We start from the raw sequence: 15,378 nt of genomic DNA, 5'->3' as shown, positions 1-15,378 counted from the left end.
TTCCGGCGCCCGGGCCGGCGGTCCGGTCAGGGCGGTCCGGTCAGGGCAGCGCGGCCACGGCGGGTGCGGCGGCACGCAATGCGGCGAAGGCGTCGGCGAGGCGCCAGGCGGCGCGGTCGCGTGGGCCGATCGGGTTCGAGACGGTGCGGAGCTCGGCGAACGGCACGCCGGCGCCCGCGGCGGCGCACGCCACGCCGTACCCCTCCATCGCCTCAGCGACCGCCTGCGGGAAGCGGGCCGCGAGCCGATCGGCGGTCGCAGCCGTGCCGGTGACCGTGCTGAGCGTGAGCACGTCGCCGGTCACCGCGCCGGGCAGGGCCGCGCGCAGCGCCTTGACCAGCACCGGGTCGCAGTCCAGGACGCTGCTGCCGAAGCCCAGTTCGTCGACCGGCAGGAAGCCGTCGGGGGTCTCGGCGCCCAGGTCCGCCGCGATGCTGCGGGTGGCGAGCACGGTGCCGCCGACGGCTGCCCGGCCGGGGAAGCCGCCGGCGATGCCGGCACTGATCACCGCACGGTAGGTGCGCGCGGCGAGCAACCGGGCGGTTCCCGCGGCGGCGGCGGCCGGGCCGACGCCGACGGCCTCGACCACCACAAGATCCGGGTCGAGCTCGGCACGAAGGGCATCGGCCTCAGCGGCCACCGCGGTCACGATCAAGATGGGGTACGCGTTCACGACTCCTCGCCGTGGCCAGGATCGCCGTTCCGCGTACCCGAACCTGCGCTGGACGGCCGGTATACGTGGTATCCCGGTGGCGCCACCGGAGGTTCCGGACGGTCAGTCCGTTCCGTGCGGTCGCCGCCCTCGGCCGGATCGATCCCCGCAGGGCGGATCGGGTCCTCGGTTTTCGGCCGGCTTCCGGCTGCCTTGTCCTTGCGGCGGCCCTGCCACCACTTCCGGCCCGCGGGCGGCTCCACCAAGGTCGGGTCCAGGCCGTCCGCGTCGGTTGTCGCACGCTGTGGGTTCGTCCCGGTGCGGCCGGTCGCGCCTTTTTCGGCGGTCCGGCCCGGCTCCGTGGCGTGCCCCCGGGCTGGTCGAGGGCCGCGCTGGGCGGGAGCGGCCGTGTTGCCCGGTCCGGGCACGGTGGGCGCTTCCGGCCACGGATCGGCCGGCGCCCCGGCCGCGAACTCGCTCTCCGGCCAGGCGTCCGGCCGCTCGTCCAGCCAGTCCTCGGAATTCGCCGTACGACGTGGCGACGCCCCGGGATCGGTCACCTTCGCGTCGGCCGGTGCGGTCCGGCGGCGTTTCGTCTTCGCCGGGGCGTCGTCCGGACGTACCTCGCCATCCGGGCGCCCGGCCAGGCGCTCGTTGTGCAACCGTGCCGCGGCCCAGGCCGCGCGGCCCGCCGCGAGCACCGCCAGCACGGCGGCCAGCCCCACGCCGAGCCGGCCGGTCAGCGGGATGAGGCCGATCCCGCCGCCACCCACCCAGGCCAGCATGAGCACGGTCTCGGAGTGCGCGAACGCGGTGGCCCGCTGTTTCTCCGGCACCCGTTCCTGGATGCTGGCGTCGACCGCCAGCTTGGCGATCCCGCTGAAGACCGCGGTGAGCAGCGCCAGCAGCGTGAGCATCGCCAGGTTGTAGAAGACGGTGGCGAGCACGGCCACGCCGGCCGTCACCACCAGGCCGCTGGACTGGAGCGCGAGCGGGCGGCGGATGGTGAGCCCGGTCCCGGCCGCCGTGGAGATGAACGTGCCGAGAGCGAGCGCCGCACCGACCACGCCGACCGCCGCGCCCCGGCTAAGCTCGGTGCCGAGCGCGGTGGTGTTCAGGTCGTCGCCCATGATCGCGAAGGTCAGGAAGAGCAGCAGGAAGCCGTAGAGCAGCCGCAGGCTCGCGGAGCCGATCAGGGTGGCCAGGACCAGGCGGCCGGCGAGCGGACGTTCCGTGCCGCGGCCGAGCCGCAGCACCGCCCGCCAGGGCCGGGGCATGGCCTCGGGCGGGTCGGAGTCGGCGCGGGGCGGCAGGCGCAGCGAGATGACCACGCCGACCATGAAGATGATCGCGGCCACCCGCAGCGGCCACTGTGGGCCGAACTTGAAGGCGAGCAGGCCGATCGGGGCCAGGAGGGCGCCGGCGAACGTCCCGTACACGCTGGCCCGGGCACCCACCTGGGACAGTCCCACACCCTCCGGGAGCAGGCGCGGCACGGCGGCCGAGCGGGCCACCCCGTACGCCCGGGAGAAGGCCAGCACCCCGAAGGCGGCCGGATAGAGTCCCCAGCCCAGCAGGTTGTCGGCCATGACGTAGGCCAGGAAGGCGCGACCGAGCATCGTGGTGGCCAGCGCGTACCGCCGGCCGTGCCGGAAGTGGTCGAGCAGCGGGCCGACCACCGGTGCCAGCAACGCGAACGGCACCATCGTGATGAGCAGGTAGAGCGCCACCTTGCTGCGGGCCTCGCCGAGCGGGACGCTGAAGATCGTCCCGGCCAGCCCGATCGCGATGAGCGCGTCGCCCGCGCAGGAGATGGCGTGCAGATCGAAGAGCCGGATCATGCCGATCTCGTTGGCGGCGCCACGGGCGCGGGCCGAGCCGACCCGCCGGGTCGCCCAGGCGCTGCCACGCACCGAACTCCGCACCAGCAGGCGAGCCGCCCGGACACCGGTGCCGACGGTGCGTCCGAGTGTGGGAAGCAACGGCATGGGAACCATCCTGACTGATGTGGGCGACCCATGCCTTGTTCCGCGCCCGGCTATCTGGGGACTCCGTTGCGGCTTACCCGGCTCGGTAGGCAACAATGGGCGGGTGACCTCCAGGACCACCTCCCGCGCCGCCCGACTCGACCAGGTCTGTGCCGATGCCGTCGGGGTGGCTCGCGGTGCCATCACCGATGTGGACCCCAGTGACGTGGGCGAGCACCTCGAAGCGATCGCCGAAGGCGACCGAGTCGTGACTCATTTCTTCGAGAGTCACCTCGCCGGCTACAAGGGCTGGCGGTGGGCGGTGACCGTGACTCGGGTCCCGCGCAGCCGCCACGTCACCATCTGTGAGACCGTCCTGCTGCCCGGCCCCGACGCGTTGCTCGCGCCCGGCTGGGTGCCGTGGAACGAGCGGGTGCAGCCCGGCGATCTCGGTGTGGGCGATCTCATGCCGACCTCGCCGGACGACGACCGGCTCACTCCGGGTTATGTGCTCAGCGACGACGCCGCGATCGAGGAGGGCTCCTGGGAGCTCGGCCTGGGCCGCTCCCGGGTCATGTCGCGCGAGGGCCGGATGGAGACCGCCCAGCGGTGGTACGACGGGGAGTCCGGTCCGGAAGCGCCGATCTCCGCCGCCGCTCCGCGCAACGCTCGCTGCGGCACCTGCGGCTTCTACCTGCCGCTCGCCGGATCGATGCGGCAGATGTTCGGCGTCTGCGGCAACCTCTACGCGCCGGACGACGGCCGTGCGGTAAGCGCCGACCACGGCTGCGGCGCGCACTCGGAGGCCCTGCTCAGCGCCGCCGAGCAGCCGGTCGAGGAGCTACCCACGGTGTATGACGACAGTGAGGTGGAGACCGTGGCGGTCAGCCGGGGCCACGGCTCGGTGGAGTCCGGTGAGCCGGCCGAGGACTACGGTCACAGCTGAGCCGGGAGCTCACTCGACAACGCGGAACTCCGCGTGCGTGAGCGCCCGGCGGCGCTTGCGGTTCCGGTCGTGCACGACCATGGTCAGCGTGCCCGGGATGCCCCAGAGCAGGCCGGCCAGACAGATCTCGACCCACTCGTCCGGTGCCTCGGCCAGCCAGGTGGCCAGCAGGGCGACCGCGAAGGCGGCCACGCCGACCAGCGCGAACGGGAGCATCGGCGGGTCCAGTGGTTCGGGCCGCGGTTTCGTCCCGGTCACCACGGTGAGGGCCGGCAGCGGGTCGCCGGTGTGCGTGGCGGGAGACAGGTCACTCACTCCGACAGGGTAAGGCCATTACGCACCGCATCGGTGCAGCGCGTGAGAGTTGTAACATCACTTCGCTTTTGCCGAGGTAGTCGCATCTGAAAGCATGCGCGGGTCCTGGTCTGCGCAAGGTGGCGCGCCTGGTCTCCACAAGTCTCACCGATGTGTCGCCCCGGAAGGTCACATGTCCACGGAAACCGAATCGCCGTCATATACACCGAAGAACGGCTTCGACCGGTACTTCGAGATATCCAAGCGCGGATCCACGCTCAGCCGTGAGGTCCGCGGTGGCTTCGTCACGTTCTTCACCATGGCCTACATCGTGGTGCTCAACCCGCTGATCCTGGCGGGCGGCACCGACCAGACGGGCGCGCACCTGCCGCTCGCCGCGCTCGCCGCCGGCACCGCGCTGGTCGCCGGTGTGATGACGATCCTGATGGGCGTGGTCGCCCGCTTCCCGCTGGCCCTGGCTGCCGGCCTGGGCGTGAACGCGCTCGTCGCGTACGAGATCGCGCCGGAGATGACCTGGGCCGACGCGATGGGCCTGGTGGTCATCGAGGGTGTGCTGATCGCCGTCCTGGTGCTGACCGGGCTGCGTACCGCCGTGTTCAAGGCGGTGCCGACCCAGCTCAAGACCGCGATCGGGGTGGGCATCGGCCTCTTCCTGATGATCATCGGTCTGGTCGACGCCGGCTTCGTGCACCGCGTGCCGGACGCCGCCAACACCACCGTCCCGGTCGAGCTCGGCCTGGGCGGCAAGCTGATGACCTGGCCGACCCTGGTGTTCGCGATCGGCCTGCTCTTCACGCTGGTGCTGTTCGTGCGCAAGGTCAAGGGCGCGATCCTGATCGGCATCCTGGGCACCACGATTCTCGCGATCATCGTTGAGGCGATCGCGAAGCTCGGTCCGTCGATCACCAACCCGAGCGGCTGGTCGCTGAACGTGCCGACCCTGCCCGAGAAGATCATCGACAAGCCGGACCTGTCGCTGCTCGGCCAGTTCAACGTGCTGAACTCGTGGTCGGACGCCGGCGTGCTGGTCGTGCTGATGTTCATCTTCACGCTGCTGGTGACCGACTTCTTCGACACCATGGGCACGATGGTCGCGGTCGGCCAGGAGGGTGGCCTGCTCGACTCGGAGGGCATGCCGCCGCGTACCCGGGAGATCCTGCTCGTCGACTCGGTCGCCGCGGCGGCCGGTGGTGCGGCGAGCGTGTCCAGCAACACCTCGTACGTGGAGAGCGCCTCCGGTGTCGGCGAGGGTGCCCGGACCGGTGTGGCCAACCTGGTCACCGGTGTGCTGTTCCTGCTGGCGATGTTCCTCGCGCCGCTGGTCAAGGTGGTGCCGTTCGAGGCCGCCTCGACCGCGCTGGTGGTGGTCGGCTTCCTGATGATCAGCACGGTCCGGCAGATCGACTGGTCGGACTACGCGATCGCCGTGCCGGCCTTCCTGACGGTCACGTTGATGCCGTTCACGTACTCGATCTCCAACGGCATCGGGGCCGGGGTCATCTCGTACGTCGTGCTGAAGATCGCCGTCGGCCGGGCGCGCGAGATCCACCCGCTCATGTACGGCATCGCCGCCCTGTTCGTCCTCTATTTCGCCCGGGGTCCGCTAGAGGCCTGGATTCTCTGATTCGGCGGGTTGATGACCACCGTCGCCGGCTGCGCTACCGTGCCGGTGACGGTGGTCTCAGTCGTCTCGGATGTCGTTAGCCATGCTCATTAGCTAGGCTAAATATTGTGATGGAGCGGGTGATGACGACGGAGCCTCCGACAGCGGAACCGCTGGCCAAGACGCTGCGGGACGCGATCACCCGGCTCGGCCGCCGAGTCCGCCAGGCCCGGCCGGTCGGCGATCTCACGTTCAGTCAGCTCTCCGCGCTGACCAGCCTCCAACTGGCCGGTGCGCTGACTCCTCGTGAGCTCGCCGATGTGGAGCGGGTCCAGCCCCCGACGATGACCAAGATCGTTGGGAAGCTGGAGGAACGTGGGCTCGTGGGGCGTACGCCGCACCCGACCGACGGGCGCCAGGTCATCCTGGCCGCCACCGACGAGGGCCGGGCGGTGTACGCACAGTACGAGCGGGCACGTAACGAGTGGCTGGCCAAGCAATTGGAGCAGCTGACCCCGGAGGAACGGGCCACCCTGGCACAGGCTGCGGAGATCCTGCAGCGCGTCGCCCGGGGCTGAGGACTGGGCTAGCCCCGCGACAGGCCCACCCGGTCGTTCCGCTTCGTCACACGACGATGACGCGTACGACCGAACCCGAGGGGGCGCAGCCACGTGCGGGCAGGCCTGAACTCCACATTCCGATCTCTGCAGGTCCCGAACTACCGCCTCTTCACCGGCGGGCAACTGGTGAAGCTGATCGGCGTGTGGATGATGTTCACGGCCCAGGACTGGCTGGTGCTGGAACTCTCCGACAACTCACCGGGTGCTCTTGGTGCGGTGACGGCGCTCCAGTTCGTACCGGTCATGCTTCTCACTCTCTGGAGCGGCCGCCTGGCCGACCGGTACGACAAGCGCAAGTTGCTGATCGTGGCGAACGCCGCGTTCGCGGTGTTCGCGATCGCCTTCGCGGTGCTGGTCACCACCGGCGTGGTGGTGCTCTGGCACGTCTTCGTCTTCGCTTTCCTGCTCGGCATCGCGAACGCGGTCGAGACCCCGGTCCGGCAGTCCTTCGTCTCCGAGCTGGTGGAGTTGCGGCTGCTGCCGAACGCCCTGGCGCTGTCCGCGGCCACCTTCAACGTCGCCCGGATCAGCGGGCCGGCGCTGGCCGGCGTGCTGCTCGCGGTGCTCTCCACCCCGGGCGTGTTCCTGATCTCGACCGCGCTGGCGGTCGCCCCGGTCTTCACCTACATCTGGATGCGCCCGGCCGAGCTGCTCCGCACCGAGCGCAAGGACCGGGGCAGTGCCCGGGTGATCGACGGCCTGCGCTACGTCGGAAAGCGCCACGACCTGCTGCTGCCGATCTGCCTGATGGCCGTCATCGGCATGATCGGCTTCAACTTCCCGGTCACCCTCGCCGCCCTCGCGAAGATCAACTTTGAGGCCGGCCCGTCGACGTTCGGCCTGCTCACCACCGCGCTCGCGATCGGCTCGCTGGGTGGTGCGCTGGCCGGCACGCGGCGCCGCAGCCGGCCCGGCGTCCACCGGGTGATCGGCGCCGCCCTGATCTTCGGAGTCTTCGAGTTCGCCGTCGGGTTCGCGCCGAACTTCGTCGTGGCCGCGCTGCTCCTGGTGCCCACCGGCTTCTTCTCCATCTACCTGGCCCAGGGCGCCAACCACCGGGTGCAGATGGGCGTGGACCCGGCGTTCCGGGGTCGCGTGATGGCCCTCTACGTGCTGGTCTTCCTCGGCACCACCCCGATCGGCGCGACGCTCGCCGGTTGGTGGGGCGAGCACTTCGGGGTGCCGTCGAGCATCTGGGCGGCCGGCCTGGTCAGCTTCGCCGCCGCGGTGGGCGCGCTGATCTGGCAGCTGCGGGTGAGCAAGGAGCGGATTGAGGTACGGATACGGCCGCGGCCGAGCGTGCGCCTGGTCTCGGCGGCGGAACCTCCCGCGGCGGCCGGGGCCGGCAAGATTCCGGATGCCCGCTCCGGCGCGGTCCGTGGCCACGCCGAGCCGCTCGCCCGGTCCGGACCGGTGGCCCGGGTCTGAATCCAAGATTTGTATCCGCGCTGCGGAACCTGGCAGAGCACCTCCACCAAACGGGTATTCCGGCCCGCCCGGGCAGCGTTTAGCGTCGAATCCGTGGCTATCGCGCACATTGCTGTGCTCTCGGCGGCGCTGTCAGCGTTGCTGATACTTCCGTGCGCAGCGGCAGCCCTGCTCAGCCCGGAAACGCGCCACGTGCGCCGGCTGTTCACCCGCCGCGGGCGGCAGGAATTACGGGCGCTGCGCACCCTCGACCGGACTCTGCGGGTCCTGGACCCGGGTCCGCGTCTGGCCGCGCTGGACGACCCGGCGATCGAGCAGATCGCGTTCGATCTGCAGCGCCTCGACCACCAGCGGCGGAGTGGGCCGACGCGATGCTCGGCGGTGTGGCTCGCCGCCGTGCTCCGGGCGTATGACGCTCGGCTGCAGCTGGCCTGCCGCCGCCTCGGCGTGACCGAGCACCTGCAGCCGCTGGACGGTCTGGACCGGGAGATCGAGCGGGTCCGGGTCGAGGGTCAGCTGGAGGCGGCCGGGTTGACGCTGCGCCGTCCGGACGACCGCTGACCGCGGGCCAGCGCCACGGCCAGTACCGCTGCGGCGAGTGCGCCGATCAGGCTGGGCAGGCCTAGTTCGTCGCGTACCGCGTACGAGAGGACCGAGGTCGTCAGCACGCCTGCCGTGTAGCCGAAGCCCACGGTGAGGGTGGCGACCGCCGCCCGTGCCGGCAACAGGGCGCCGGCCAGCAGGATCGCGCACAGGATCAGGTCGGGGACCAGGAACATGTTGTCCCGGTGCCAGGAATCGTGCAGGAAGAGAAAGACGAAGGTGCTCAGGCTCAGGACGGCCGCGGCGACGCGACCCACGAGAAGGAGTCGCATGTCTACACCGTAGACATGCGATGCGCGTATGTCTACGGCGTAGACTCCAGCAGTGCCGAAACGATCGCTGACCGCCGCTTTCATCGCCGAGGCAGCGCTCCGGCTCGGTGACCGGGACGGCCAGGCGGCGATGTCCATGCGCCGCATCGCCGCCGAGCTCGGCTGCGATCCGATGGCGATCTACCGGCACTTCCCGAACCGGGAGGCGTTGCTCGACGCGGTCGCCGACCTGGCCCTGGCCGGCGTGACCGTCCCGCCGCCTTCGGTGAGCTGGGACGATCGGGTACGGGAGATCCTGACCTCGGTGCGGGCTGAAGCACTGCGGCATCCGGGCATCGCGGCGCACGTCTCGGCGCGGCCGCCCCTCGGACCGCACGGGCTCCGGCTGGCCGCAGAACTCAACCGGGCCCTCGCCGAATCGGGGCTGTCGCCCACCGGTGTCGTCCATGCCGGGCAGGCGCTGATCGCGTACGTGGCGGCGGCGCTGGCGATGGCGGTCAACGCCGGGGTACGCGACGAACGCTGGCACCGGGTGAGCCGGGCGCTGACCGGGCTGCCCGGCGAAGAACTGCCGGTGGTCGGCTCACCGGAACAGTTCCGGTACGGCCTCCGCCTCATGATCAACGGGATCAGGGCCGAACCGGACCGTGACTAGCGGCCCTCCGCTGATCCGGCCGGCCAGGCGCGCAGCCGGTGATACTCCCCGGCCGTGCTCTGCACCAGCGCGAACTCGGTCACCGGCCAGGACGGCCCGGCATATCCGGCCAGCGCCTGCTGGACGCCGCGGTCGAACCGGTAGGAGACCGTCAAGTGCGGCCGGAACGGTCGCCCGTCAACCGCGAAACCCGCTCCCACCAACGCCGATCGGACATCCTCCCGGAACGCCTCCAGCGGTTCGACGTCTCCGGCCAGACCGGCCCAGAGCACTGTGCCGAACCGGCCGCCACCGGCCAGCCGCAGCGTGATCGGGCCGGGCGGAGGCACGTCGTCCAGGACGCCGGCGGCATGGTCCGTGCCCTCGTCCGGCACCTCACCGAGGAAGGCGAGGGTGATGTGCCACTTCTCCGGCCGGGTGAGCCCGCCGACAGCGGGCAGGTGGCGTTTCAGGTGGAGCCGAGCGTCCTCCGCGGGGAAGACGGCCACGAACAGGCTCAGGAGGACTCCCGGGCTGCCGGGCCGCCCCCGAACAGCACATCGTCCCAACTCGGCAGCCGCTTGCGGGGCTTGCTGCCTTCCTCGGACTCCGAGTTGGCCGGGGCGGGCTGGCCCACCGTGCGGCGCGGCCGCAGGACCGCCAGCGACGGCACGGCCGGCACCTCTTTCGGCAGGTCGGCGTCATCGTCGAAGGCGGAGCCGGAACCACCACCGAGCAGCGCGGCAGCGCCACCGGCGACCGGACGGCGCGGCGCCGGCTCGAGGCTGCGGCCGGAGCTGCCCTCGAGCGGCCGGTCCAGGGAGGCGAGCAGGGCGTCCCGCCCGGCTCGGATCGGGTCGCGAGTCGGCCGCGCGGGAGCCGGGTCGGCGCTAGGCAGGCCGTGGCCGCCCCGGGTGGGCTCGGAGCTGCGGGCCGGACCGGGCAGGCCGTGCCCGCCGCGCTCCGGAGCCGGCTCCTGCCCGAGGATCTGGGTGGGGCGTTCAGCACACAGGTACTGAGCCATGTCGTCGTGCGGGGAGACCACCTGACGGCCCTTGTCCAGGTCCCAGATGGCCTGCGCGGTGGCCTTGCCGGACGGCCAGGTGGCGACGATGCGCCAGGTGCCGTCGTCCTTGCGGAACGCGTCCCAGGAGATCTTCTCGGTGTCGATGCCGTGCTGTGCGAGCCGGCTGTCCACCACCTCGGCGAGCGGCTGCCCGGAATCCGACGTCTTCAGCCGGGTGCGGCGGGCGTGCTGCGCCAGCATGGCGCGCTCCTGCAGCACCGGACCGGCGTAACGCAGCACCCGGTCGACCGGCACGCCGGCGATCCGGGCGACGTCCTCGGCGGACTCGCCCTGGCGGATGCGCGCCTGGATGTCCCGAGGGGACAGCGACGGCGGTGCCGCCGCCTCCGGAGCCATGACCGCGACTGCCGAACCGGGCGTCGCAGGACCTTCGTGGAGCGCTCCGGAGATCCGGTCGTCAATGGGAAGGGCCAGGAGCCGGCCGACCTCGTCGGCGAGCACCAGAGCCTGACCGTCCTCGGAGAGGGCGACGAAGCGTACCGGCCGCATGCGTTGCCTCCGTCCCGTCGCGTTGGCCTGTGCTCCCGAGAGTCAGCCACCCGGGCGCGTTTCGGAACACGGTACGCGCCTTGGTCACCCTATGGGGGTAAGCCACGCCGTCAAACTAGCTGGCCAGCGATGATGATCTTCAGTTCCGATTTCGAGATCCATTCAAACCCAACAGACCCTTTTAGAGGTACGGGTATCCGGTAGTCAACTCGAATGAACCCTGTCACGCCCTCTCCGGGGCGACCGTCTGCCAGGCCGGGCCGCAGCGCCGCCGCCGGGCTCAAGCAGTCTGCCGCAGCCTCTCGGCCCAACGGTGGTGCTGCCTCAACCGGCGTGAGGCAGCAGTGGGGTTGGGCCGGGGTGGCCGGAGAGGCGCCGAATGGGGTCAGAGGCGTTCGGCGACGTAGTCGATGCAGGCGGTGACGGCTGCCACGTCGGCCGGGTCGACCGTGGGGTAGAGGGCGATGCGGAGCTGGTTGCGGCCCAGCTTCCGGTACGGCTCGGTGTCCACGATGTCGTTGGCGCGCAGGACCTTCGCGATGGCCGCCGCGTCGATGCCGTCGGCGAAGTCGATCGTGGCCACGGCGGCGGAGCGGAGTGCGGGGTCGGTGACGAACGGCTCGGCGAACGAGGAGCGGTCGGCCCAGCCGTAGATCGCGGCGGCGCTCTCCGCGCTGCGCTTGACCGCCCAGGAGAGGCCGCCCTGCGCGTTCATCCAGTCCACCTGCTCGGCCGCGAGGAAGACCGTGGCCAGGGCCGGCGTGTTGTAGGTCTGCTCGAGCCGGGACTGCTCGATGGCGGTGACCAGGTCGAGGAACTGCGGGATGTACCGCCCGGTCGCCTTGATCTGGAAGGCCCGTTCGATCGCGGCCGGCGACATCATGGCCAGCCAGATACCGCCGTCGGAGCCGAGCGCCTTCTGCGGCGCCAGGTAGTAGACGTCGGTCTCGCGCAGGTCGACGTCGAGGCTGCCGCCGCCCGAGGTGGCGTCGGTGAGCACCAGCGCGCCCGGGTCGGCGCCCTCGACGCGGCGAACCGGTACGGCCACGCCGGTGGAGGTCTCGTTGTGCACGCTGGCGTAGACGTCCACGCCGGCCTCGGCGGTCAGGAACGCGGCCTGCCCGGCGGGCGCCTTGTGCACGGTCGGCTGGTCCAGGAACGGCGCGCTGGCGACGGCCTGTACGAACTTGGCGCCGAACTCGCCGAACTCGGCGAACTGCGCCTTGTTCCGGACCAGGCCGAACGTGGCGGTCTCCCAGAACGCGCTGGTACCGCCGTTGGACAGGATCACCTCGTAGCCGTCCGGCGCGGAGAAGAAGTCGGCGAGGCCGCGGCGCAGCCGGGCCACCTGGTCCTTCACCGTCTTCTGCCGGTGGGAGGTGCCCATGAAGGTGCGGGAGACCGCGGAGAGCGCCTCGACACCCTCGGGCCGGACCTTGCTCGGCCCGGAGCCGAACCGTCCGTCTACCGGTTTGATCGCGTCAGGAATCCGGATATCAGCCACGGTCACACATTATGCGTGAGCTGATTCCAGCCCTCGACCTCCTGCGGCTTGCGCGGCTCCGGTCCCACATAGTGGAGGCTGGGTCGCAGGATGCGGCCGAGCCGTTTCTGCTCCAGGATGTGCGCGCTCCACCCGGCCACCCGGGCGCAGGTGAACATCGAGGTGAACATGTGCGCCGGCACCTCGGCGAAGTCGAGCACCACGGCGGCCCAGAAGTCGACGTTCGTCCACAGATCCTGGTCCGGGCGGCGCTCGCGGAGCTCGGTCATCGCGGCCGACTCGAGTGCGGCGGCCACCTCGTAGCGGGGGGCGCCGAGGTCCTTCGCGATCCGGCGGAGCACCCGGGCCCGCGGGTCCTCGGCCCGGTACACCCGGTGGCCGAAGCCCATCAGCCGGTCGCCGCGGTCGAGGACGTCCCGCACGTACGTCGTGGCGTCGCCGCTGCGCTCCACCGCCTCGATCATGTGCAGCACCCGGGTGGGCGCGCCGCCGTGCAGCGGGCCGGAGAGCGCACCGATCCCGGAGGACACGCAGGCGGCCGTGTCCGCGCCGGTGGAGGCCACGATCCGGGTGGTGAACGTGGAGGCGTTCAGCCCGTGCTCGGCGGCCGAGATGAAGTACGCATCGACGGCCTTGACGTGCCGCGGGTCCGGCTCGCCGCGCCACCGGCGCATGAACCGCTCCACGATGGTCTCGGCCTTGTCGATGTCCTTCTGCGGTACGGCCGGCAGACCCAGCCCGCGGGCCGCCTGGGCGACGAAGGAGAGCGCGGTCACCGACACCCGGGCCAGGTCCGACCGGGCCTGCTCGTCGCTGATGTCGAGCATCTGGGACAGCCCCCAGTACGGCGCCAGCATCGCGACCGCCGACTGCACGTCCACCCGGATGTCACCGGAGTGCACCGGCACCGGGAACGGCTCGGCCGGCGGCAGCCCGGGCCCGAACTTGCCGTCGACCAGCAGGCCCCAGACATTGCCGAAGGAGACCTGGCCGATCAGATCCTCGATGTCGACGCCGCGGTACCGCAGCGCGCCACCGTCCCGGTCGGGCTCGGCGATCTGGGTCTCGAAGGCGATCACGCCATCGAGTCCCGGCTTGAAGTCGGACACGGCACTCCCTGTGAAGCGAACGGGAAGCGAACAAGAAGCAAACGGTGTAGCCGGTGTGCGGTGGGTGATTCATCTTGCCCGCCGGGTAACCGCACGGTCGACCCGTCCCGATTGTGCTCTCGATGACACCCATGGTGGTTGACCTGACGAATGAGGGTCGCCGACTTAAGTTCGTTGCACCAGAAAGAGACAGGGAGAGCCCGTGGCCGTCGAACCGCCGTCGCCTGCCGGGATGCGCCGGGACTACACCGAGCGGGCGCCGCTGCTGGAGGGCGTGCTGGCCGCGGAGTGGACCGGGCAGTTCGCCGAGTGGTTCGCCGAGGCGACCGGGTACGGGCTGCCCGAACCGAACGCGATGGTGCTGGCCACGGCCGATGCGCAGGGCCGGCCGTCGGCGCGGACCGTGCTGCTCAAAGGGTATGACTCTGACGGTTTCGTGTTTTTCACGAACTACGAGTCCCGGAAGGGTACGGACCTCGCCGCGAACCCGTACGCGAGCCTCGTCTTCCCCTGGTTCCCGATGCAGCGTCAGGTGATCGTGGCCGGGCCGGTGGAGCGGGTCTCCAGGGCGGAGACCGAGGAGTACTTCGCGTCCCGGCCGCACGGTTCCCAGCTCGGTGCCTGGGCCAGCCCGCAGTCCCGGGTGCTGCCCGGGCGGGAGGCGGTGGAGGCCGGGCTGGCCGAGGCGGTCGAGCGCTTCGGTGACGGCCCGGTCCCGGCGCCGCCGCACTGGGGTGGCCTACGGGTCCGGCCGGAGACCGTGGAGTTCTGGCAGGGCCGGAGCAACCGGCTGCACGACCGGCTCCGGTTCCGGCGGACCGGGCCCGACGACTGGGTGGTGGAGAGGCTCGCCCCGTGAGCGGGGCCACCGAGCGGAAGACGAAGTCGTGGATGATCGACACCCGCCCGCTGAGCGTTCCGACGTTCCGGCGGACGTGGATCGGCAACGGGGCGTCGTACTTCGGATTTCAGTTCACCGCGGTGGCCGTACCGGTGCAGATGTTCGCCATCACGGACTCGCCGACCTGGGTGGGCCTGCTGGGCGTGGCCGGTCTCGTACCGTTGCTGATCTTCGGGTTGTGGGGTGGCGCGGTCGCCGACGTGGTGGACCGGCGCCGGCTGCTGCTGGCCAGCTCGGTGCTGACCTGGGTGACCACGCTCGGCCTGCTGGCGCAGGCGCTGCTCGGGGTCCGCAGCGGCCACCTGCTGCTGGCGCTCACCGCCCTGCAATCGGCCGGGTTCGCGATCAGTTCACCGGCCCGGCACGCGATCATCCCGCGGATCGTCCCGGCCGGCCTGGTACCGGCCGCCAACACGCTGAACTACACGACCACGACCGCCGGTGGCGTGCTGGGACCGCTCCTCGCCGGGTTGATCATGGGGATCTGGTCGACCGGTTCGGGTGTCACCGTGGCGTACGCCGTGGACGCCCTGCTCTTCACCGTGACCTTCTGGGCGACCTGGCGGCTCCCGGCGATCCCGCCGGTCCAGCACGCCGACGGTGAGGAGAAGCCGACCGCCGGTCTGCGCGGTATCGCGGTCGGCCTGAAGTACCTGGTCACGCAGCCGGTGCTGCTGCTCTCCTTCGCGATCGACCTGATCGCGATGGTGTTCGCCATGCCGCGGGCCCTGTTTCCGGCGGTGGCCGAGGAGCAGTTCGGCGGCGGCGCGGCGGTGGGCTGGCTGTACAGCGCCATCGCGATCGGCTCGGTGCTCGGTGGTCTCACCTCGGGCTGGATCGGCCGGGTACGCCGGCAAGGCCTGGCCCTGGTGGTCGCGGTGGTCGGCTGGGGGATCGCGATCGGCTTCTCCGGGCTGGCGAACCAGCTCTGGCTCATGGTGGTGCTGCTCGCCGTCGCCGGTGCGGCCGACCTGGTGAGCGCGGTCTACCGGCAGTCGATCATGCAGACTTTCGCGCCGGACCGGCTGCGCGGGCGGCTACAGGGCGTGTTCACGGTCGTGGTGGCCGGCGGCCCCCGGCTGGGTGACCTGCGTGCCGGCGCGACGGCCGACCTGACCAGCGTGACCGCCTCCTGGGCGGGTGGTGGATTCGCCGCCGCGGGCCTGGCCGTGCTACTCGCCGTGGCCTCTCCGGCACTGGTTCGCTACCGGCCCGATCGGGACGGATCCGAGGACCGATAGTGTCGGC

Annotated in this window: 16 protein-coding genes; 8 read left to right on the top strand and 8 right to left on the bottom strand. The window is 71.2% G+C overall.

Features of this window, described 5'->3' with window-relative positions; translation table 11 throughout:
- Positions 1-40: 40 nt before the first annotated feature.
- Both I4J89_RS27430 and I4J89_RS27425 read right to left on the bottom strand, forming a co-directional pair.
- Positions 41-673 (bottom strand): futalosine hydrolase, encoded by a 633-nt coding sequence (locus tag I4J89_RS27430; RefSeq protein ID WP_196416971.1) that lies wholly within the window; start codon positions 671-673, stop codon positions 41-43.
- A complete protein-coding gene (locus I4J89_RS27425; RefSeq protein ID WP_196416970.1) occupies positions 670-2,640 on the bottom strand; it encodes an MFS transporter in 1,971 nt (656 codons plus the stop codon). Before I4J89_RS27425 ends, I4J89_RS27430 begins: the two co-directional genes overlap by 4 nt.
- On the opposite strand from I4J89_RS27425, the gene I4J89_RS27420 reads away from it, so the two are divergent.
- A complete protein-coding gene (locus I4J89_RS27420; protein WP_373688164.1) occupies positions 2,639-3,565 on the top strand; it encodes a DUF3027 domain-containing protein in 927 nt (308 codons plus the stop codon). The genes I4J89_RS27425 and I4J89_RS27420 overlap by 2 nt on opposite strands.
- A 9-nt stretch (positions 3,566-3,574) precedes the next feature.
- Here the strand turns inward: I4J89_RS27420 and I4J89_RS27415 are convergent, their stop codons facing one another.
- Positions 3,575-3,880 carry a DUF2530 domain-containing protein gene (locus I4J89_RS27415; protein WP_373688163.1) on the bottom strand — a complete coding sequence of 102 codons (306 nt, stop codon included), beginning with the start codon at positions 3,878-3,880 and terminating at the stop codon, positions 3,575-3,577.
- A gap of 172 nt (positions 3,881-4,052) precedes the next feature.
- On the opposite strand from I4J89_RS27415, the gene I4J89_RS27410 reads away from it, so the two are divergent.
- From I4J89_RS27410 to I4J89_RS27395, 4 genes are all read left to right on the top strand, one after another.
- Positions 4,053-5,504, top strand: coding sequence for an NCS2 family permease (locus I4J89_RS27410; RefSeq protein WP_196416968.1), 1,452 nt, complete (start codon positions 4,053-4,055; stop codon positions 5,502-5,504).
- A 122-nt stretch (positions 5,505-5,626) separates the two neighbouring features.
- On the top strand, positions 5,627-6,061 hold the full coding sequence (locus I4J89_RS27405) for a MarR family winged helix-turn-helix transcriptional regulator (protein WP_230859686.1): 435 nt from the start codon (positions 5,627-5,629) through the stop codon (positions 6,059-6,061).
- Positions 6,062-6,154: 93 nt separating this feature from the next.
- The gene (locus tag I4J89_RS27400) at positions 6,155-7,531 is read left to right on the top strand and encodes an MFS transporter (protein WP_196416967.1); all 1,377 of its coding nucleotides are present in this window, start codon (positions 6,155-6,157) and stop codon (positions 7,529-7,531) included.
- 93 nt (positions 7,532-7,624) lie between these two features.
- Positions 7,625-8,092 (top strand): hypothetical protein, encoded by a 468-nt coding sequence (locus I4J89_RS27395; RefSeq protein ID WP_196416966.1) that lies wholly within the window; start codon positions 7,625-7,627, stop codon positions 8,090-8,092.
- Here the strand turns inward: I4J89_RS27395 and I4J89_RS27390 are convergent.
- The gene (locus tag I4J89_RS27390) at positions 8,044-8,406 is read right to left on the bottom strand and encodes a hypothetical protein (RefSeq protein WP_196416965.1); all 363 of its coding nucleotides are present in this window, start codon (positions 8,404-8,406) and stop codon (positions 8,044-8,046) included. The two genes, I4J89_RS27395 and I4J89_RS27390, sit on opposite strands and share 49 nt — an antisense overlap.
- Positions 8,407-8,458: 52 nt before the next feature.
- On the opposite strand from I4J89_RS27390, the gene I4J89_RS27385 reads away from it, so the two are divergent.
- Complete coding sequence (locus I4J89_RS27385; RefSeq protein ID WP_196416964.1) at positions 8,459-9,061, top strand: TetR/AcrR family transcriptional regulator; 603 nt, start codon at positions 8,459-8,461, stop codon at positions 9,059-9,061.
- On the opposite strand, the gene thpR is transcribed toward I4J89_RS27385, so the two are convergent.
- The 4 genes from thpR to I4J89_RS27365 form a co-directional block, all read right to left on the bottom strand.
- On the bottom strand, positions 9,058-9,549 hold the full coding sequence (gene thpR, locus I4J89_RS27380) for an RNA 2',3'-cyclic phosphodiesterase (RefSeq protein WP_196416963.1): 492 nt from the start codon (positions 9,547-9,549) through the stop codon (positions 9,058-9,060). The two genes, I4J89_RS27385 and thpR, sit on opposite strands and share 4 nt — an antisense overlap.
- Before the next feature lie 8 nt (positions 9,550-9,557).
- Positions 9,558-10,616: a septation protein SepH gene (sepH, locus tag I4J89_RS27375; protein WP_196416962.1), complete on the bottom strand. Its 1,059-nt coding sequence runs from the start codon at positions 10,614-10,616 to the stop codon at positions 9,558-9,560.
- Between the two features lie 385 nt (positions 10,617-11,001).
- Positions 11,002-12,120 carry a phosphoserine transaminase gene (serC, locus tag I4J89_RS27370; protein ID WP_196416961.1) on the bottom strand — a complete coding sequence of 373 codons (1,119 nt, stop codon included), beginning with the start codon at positions 12,118-12,120 and terminating at the stop codon, positions 11,002-11,004.
- Positions 12,121-12,122: 2 nt separating this feature from the next.
- A complete protein-coding gene (locus I4J89_RS27365) occupies positions 12,123-13,229 on the bottom strand; it encodes a citrate synthase 2 (protein WP_196416960.1) in 1,107 nt (368 codons plus the stop codon).
- 232 nt (positions 13,230-13,461) lie between these two features.
- On the opposite strand from I4J89_RS27365, the gene pdxH reads away from it, so the two are divergent.
- Together pdxH and I4J89_RS27355 are read left to right on the top strand one after the other, a co-directional pair.
- Positions 13,462-14,088, top strand: a complete 627-nt coding sequence (pdxH, locus tag I4J89_RS27360) for a pyridoxamine 5'-phosphate oxidase (RefSeq protein WP_196417148.1) — start codon at positions 13,462-13,464, stop codon at positions 14,086-14,088.
- Between the two features lie 32 nt (positions 14,089-14,120).
- The gene (locus I4J89_RS27355; protein ID WP_196417147.1) at positions 14,121-15,371 is read left to right on the top strand and encodes an MFS transporter; all 1,251 of its coding nucleotides are present in this window, start codon (positions 14,121-14,123) and stop codon (positions 15,369-15,371) included.
- Positions 15,372-15,378: the final 7 nt, after the last annotated feature.

The sequence above is a fragment of the Actinoplanes aureus genome, assembly GCF_015704865.1.
GTDB lineage: Bacteria > Actinomycetota > Actinomycetes > Mycobacteriales > Micromonosporaceae > Actinoplanes > Actinoplanes aureus.
Note: the sequence above shows the minus strand (reverse complement) of the source record. Positions and strands in the feature narration are given on the sequence as shown.

Coding starts and splice junctions, on each gene's coding strand:
- I4J89_RS27355 (WP_196417147.1), top strand. CDS start 14,121: ATGATCGACACCCGCCCGCTGAGCGTTCCGACGTTCCGGCGGACGTGG.
- pdxH (WP_196417148.1), top strand. CDS start 13,462: ATGCGCCGGGACTACACCGAGCGGGCGCCGCTGCTGGAGGGCGTGCTG.
- sepH (WP_196416962.1), bottom strand. CDS start 10,616: ATGCGGCCGGTACGCTTCGTCGCCCTCTCCGAGGACGGTCAGGCTCTG.
- I4J89_RS27425 (WP_196416970.1), bottom strand. CDS start 2,640: ATGCCGTTGCTTCCCACACTCGGACGCACCGTCGGCACCGGTGTCCGG.
- I4J89_RS27390 (WP_196416965.1), bottom strand. CDS start 8,406: ATGCGACTCCTTCTCGTGGGTCGCGTCGCCGCGGCCGTCCTGAGCCTG.
- I4J89_RS27405 (WP_230859686.1), top strand. CDS start 5,627: ATGACGACGGAGCCTCCGACAGCGGAACCGCTGGCCAAGACGCTGCGG.
- I4J89_RS27420 (WP_373688164.1), top strand. CDS start 2,639: ATGGGAACCATCCTGACTGATGTGGGCGACCCATGCCTTGTTCCGCGC.
- I4J89_RS27410 (WP_196416968.1), top strand. CDS start 4,053: ATGTCCACGGAAACCGAATCGCCGTCATATACACCGAAGAACGGCTTC.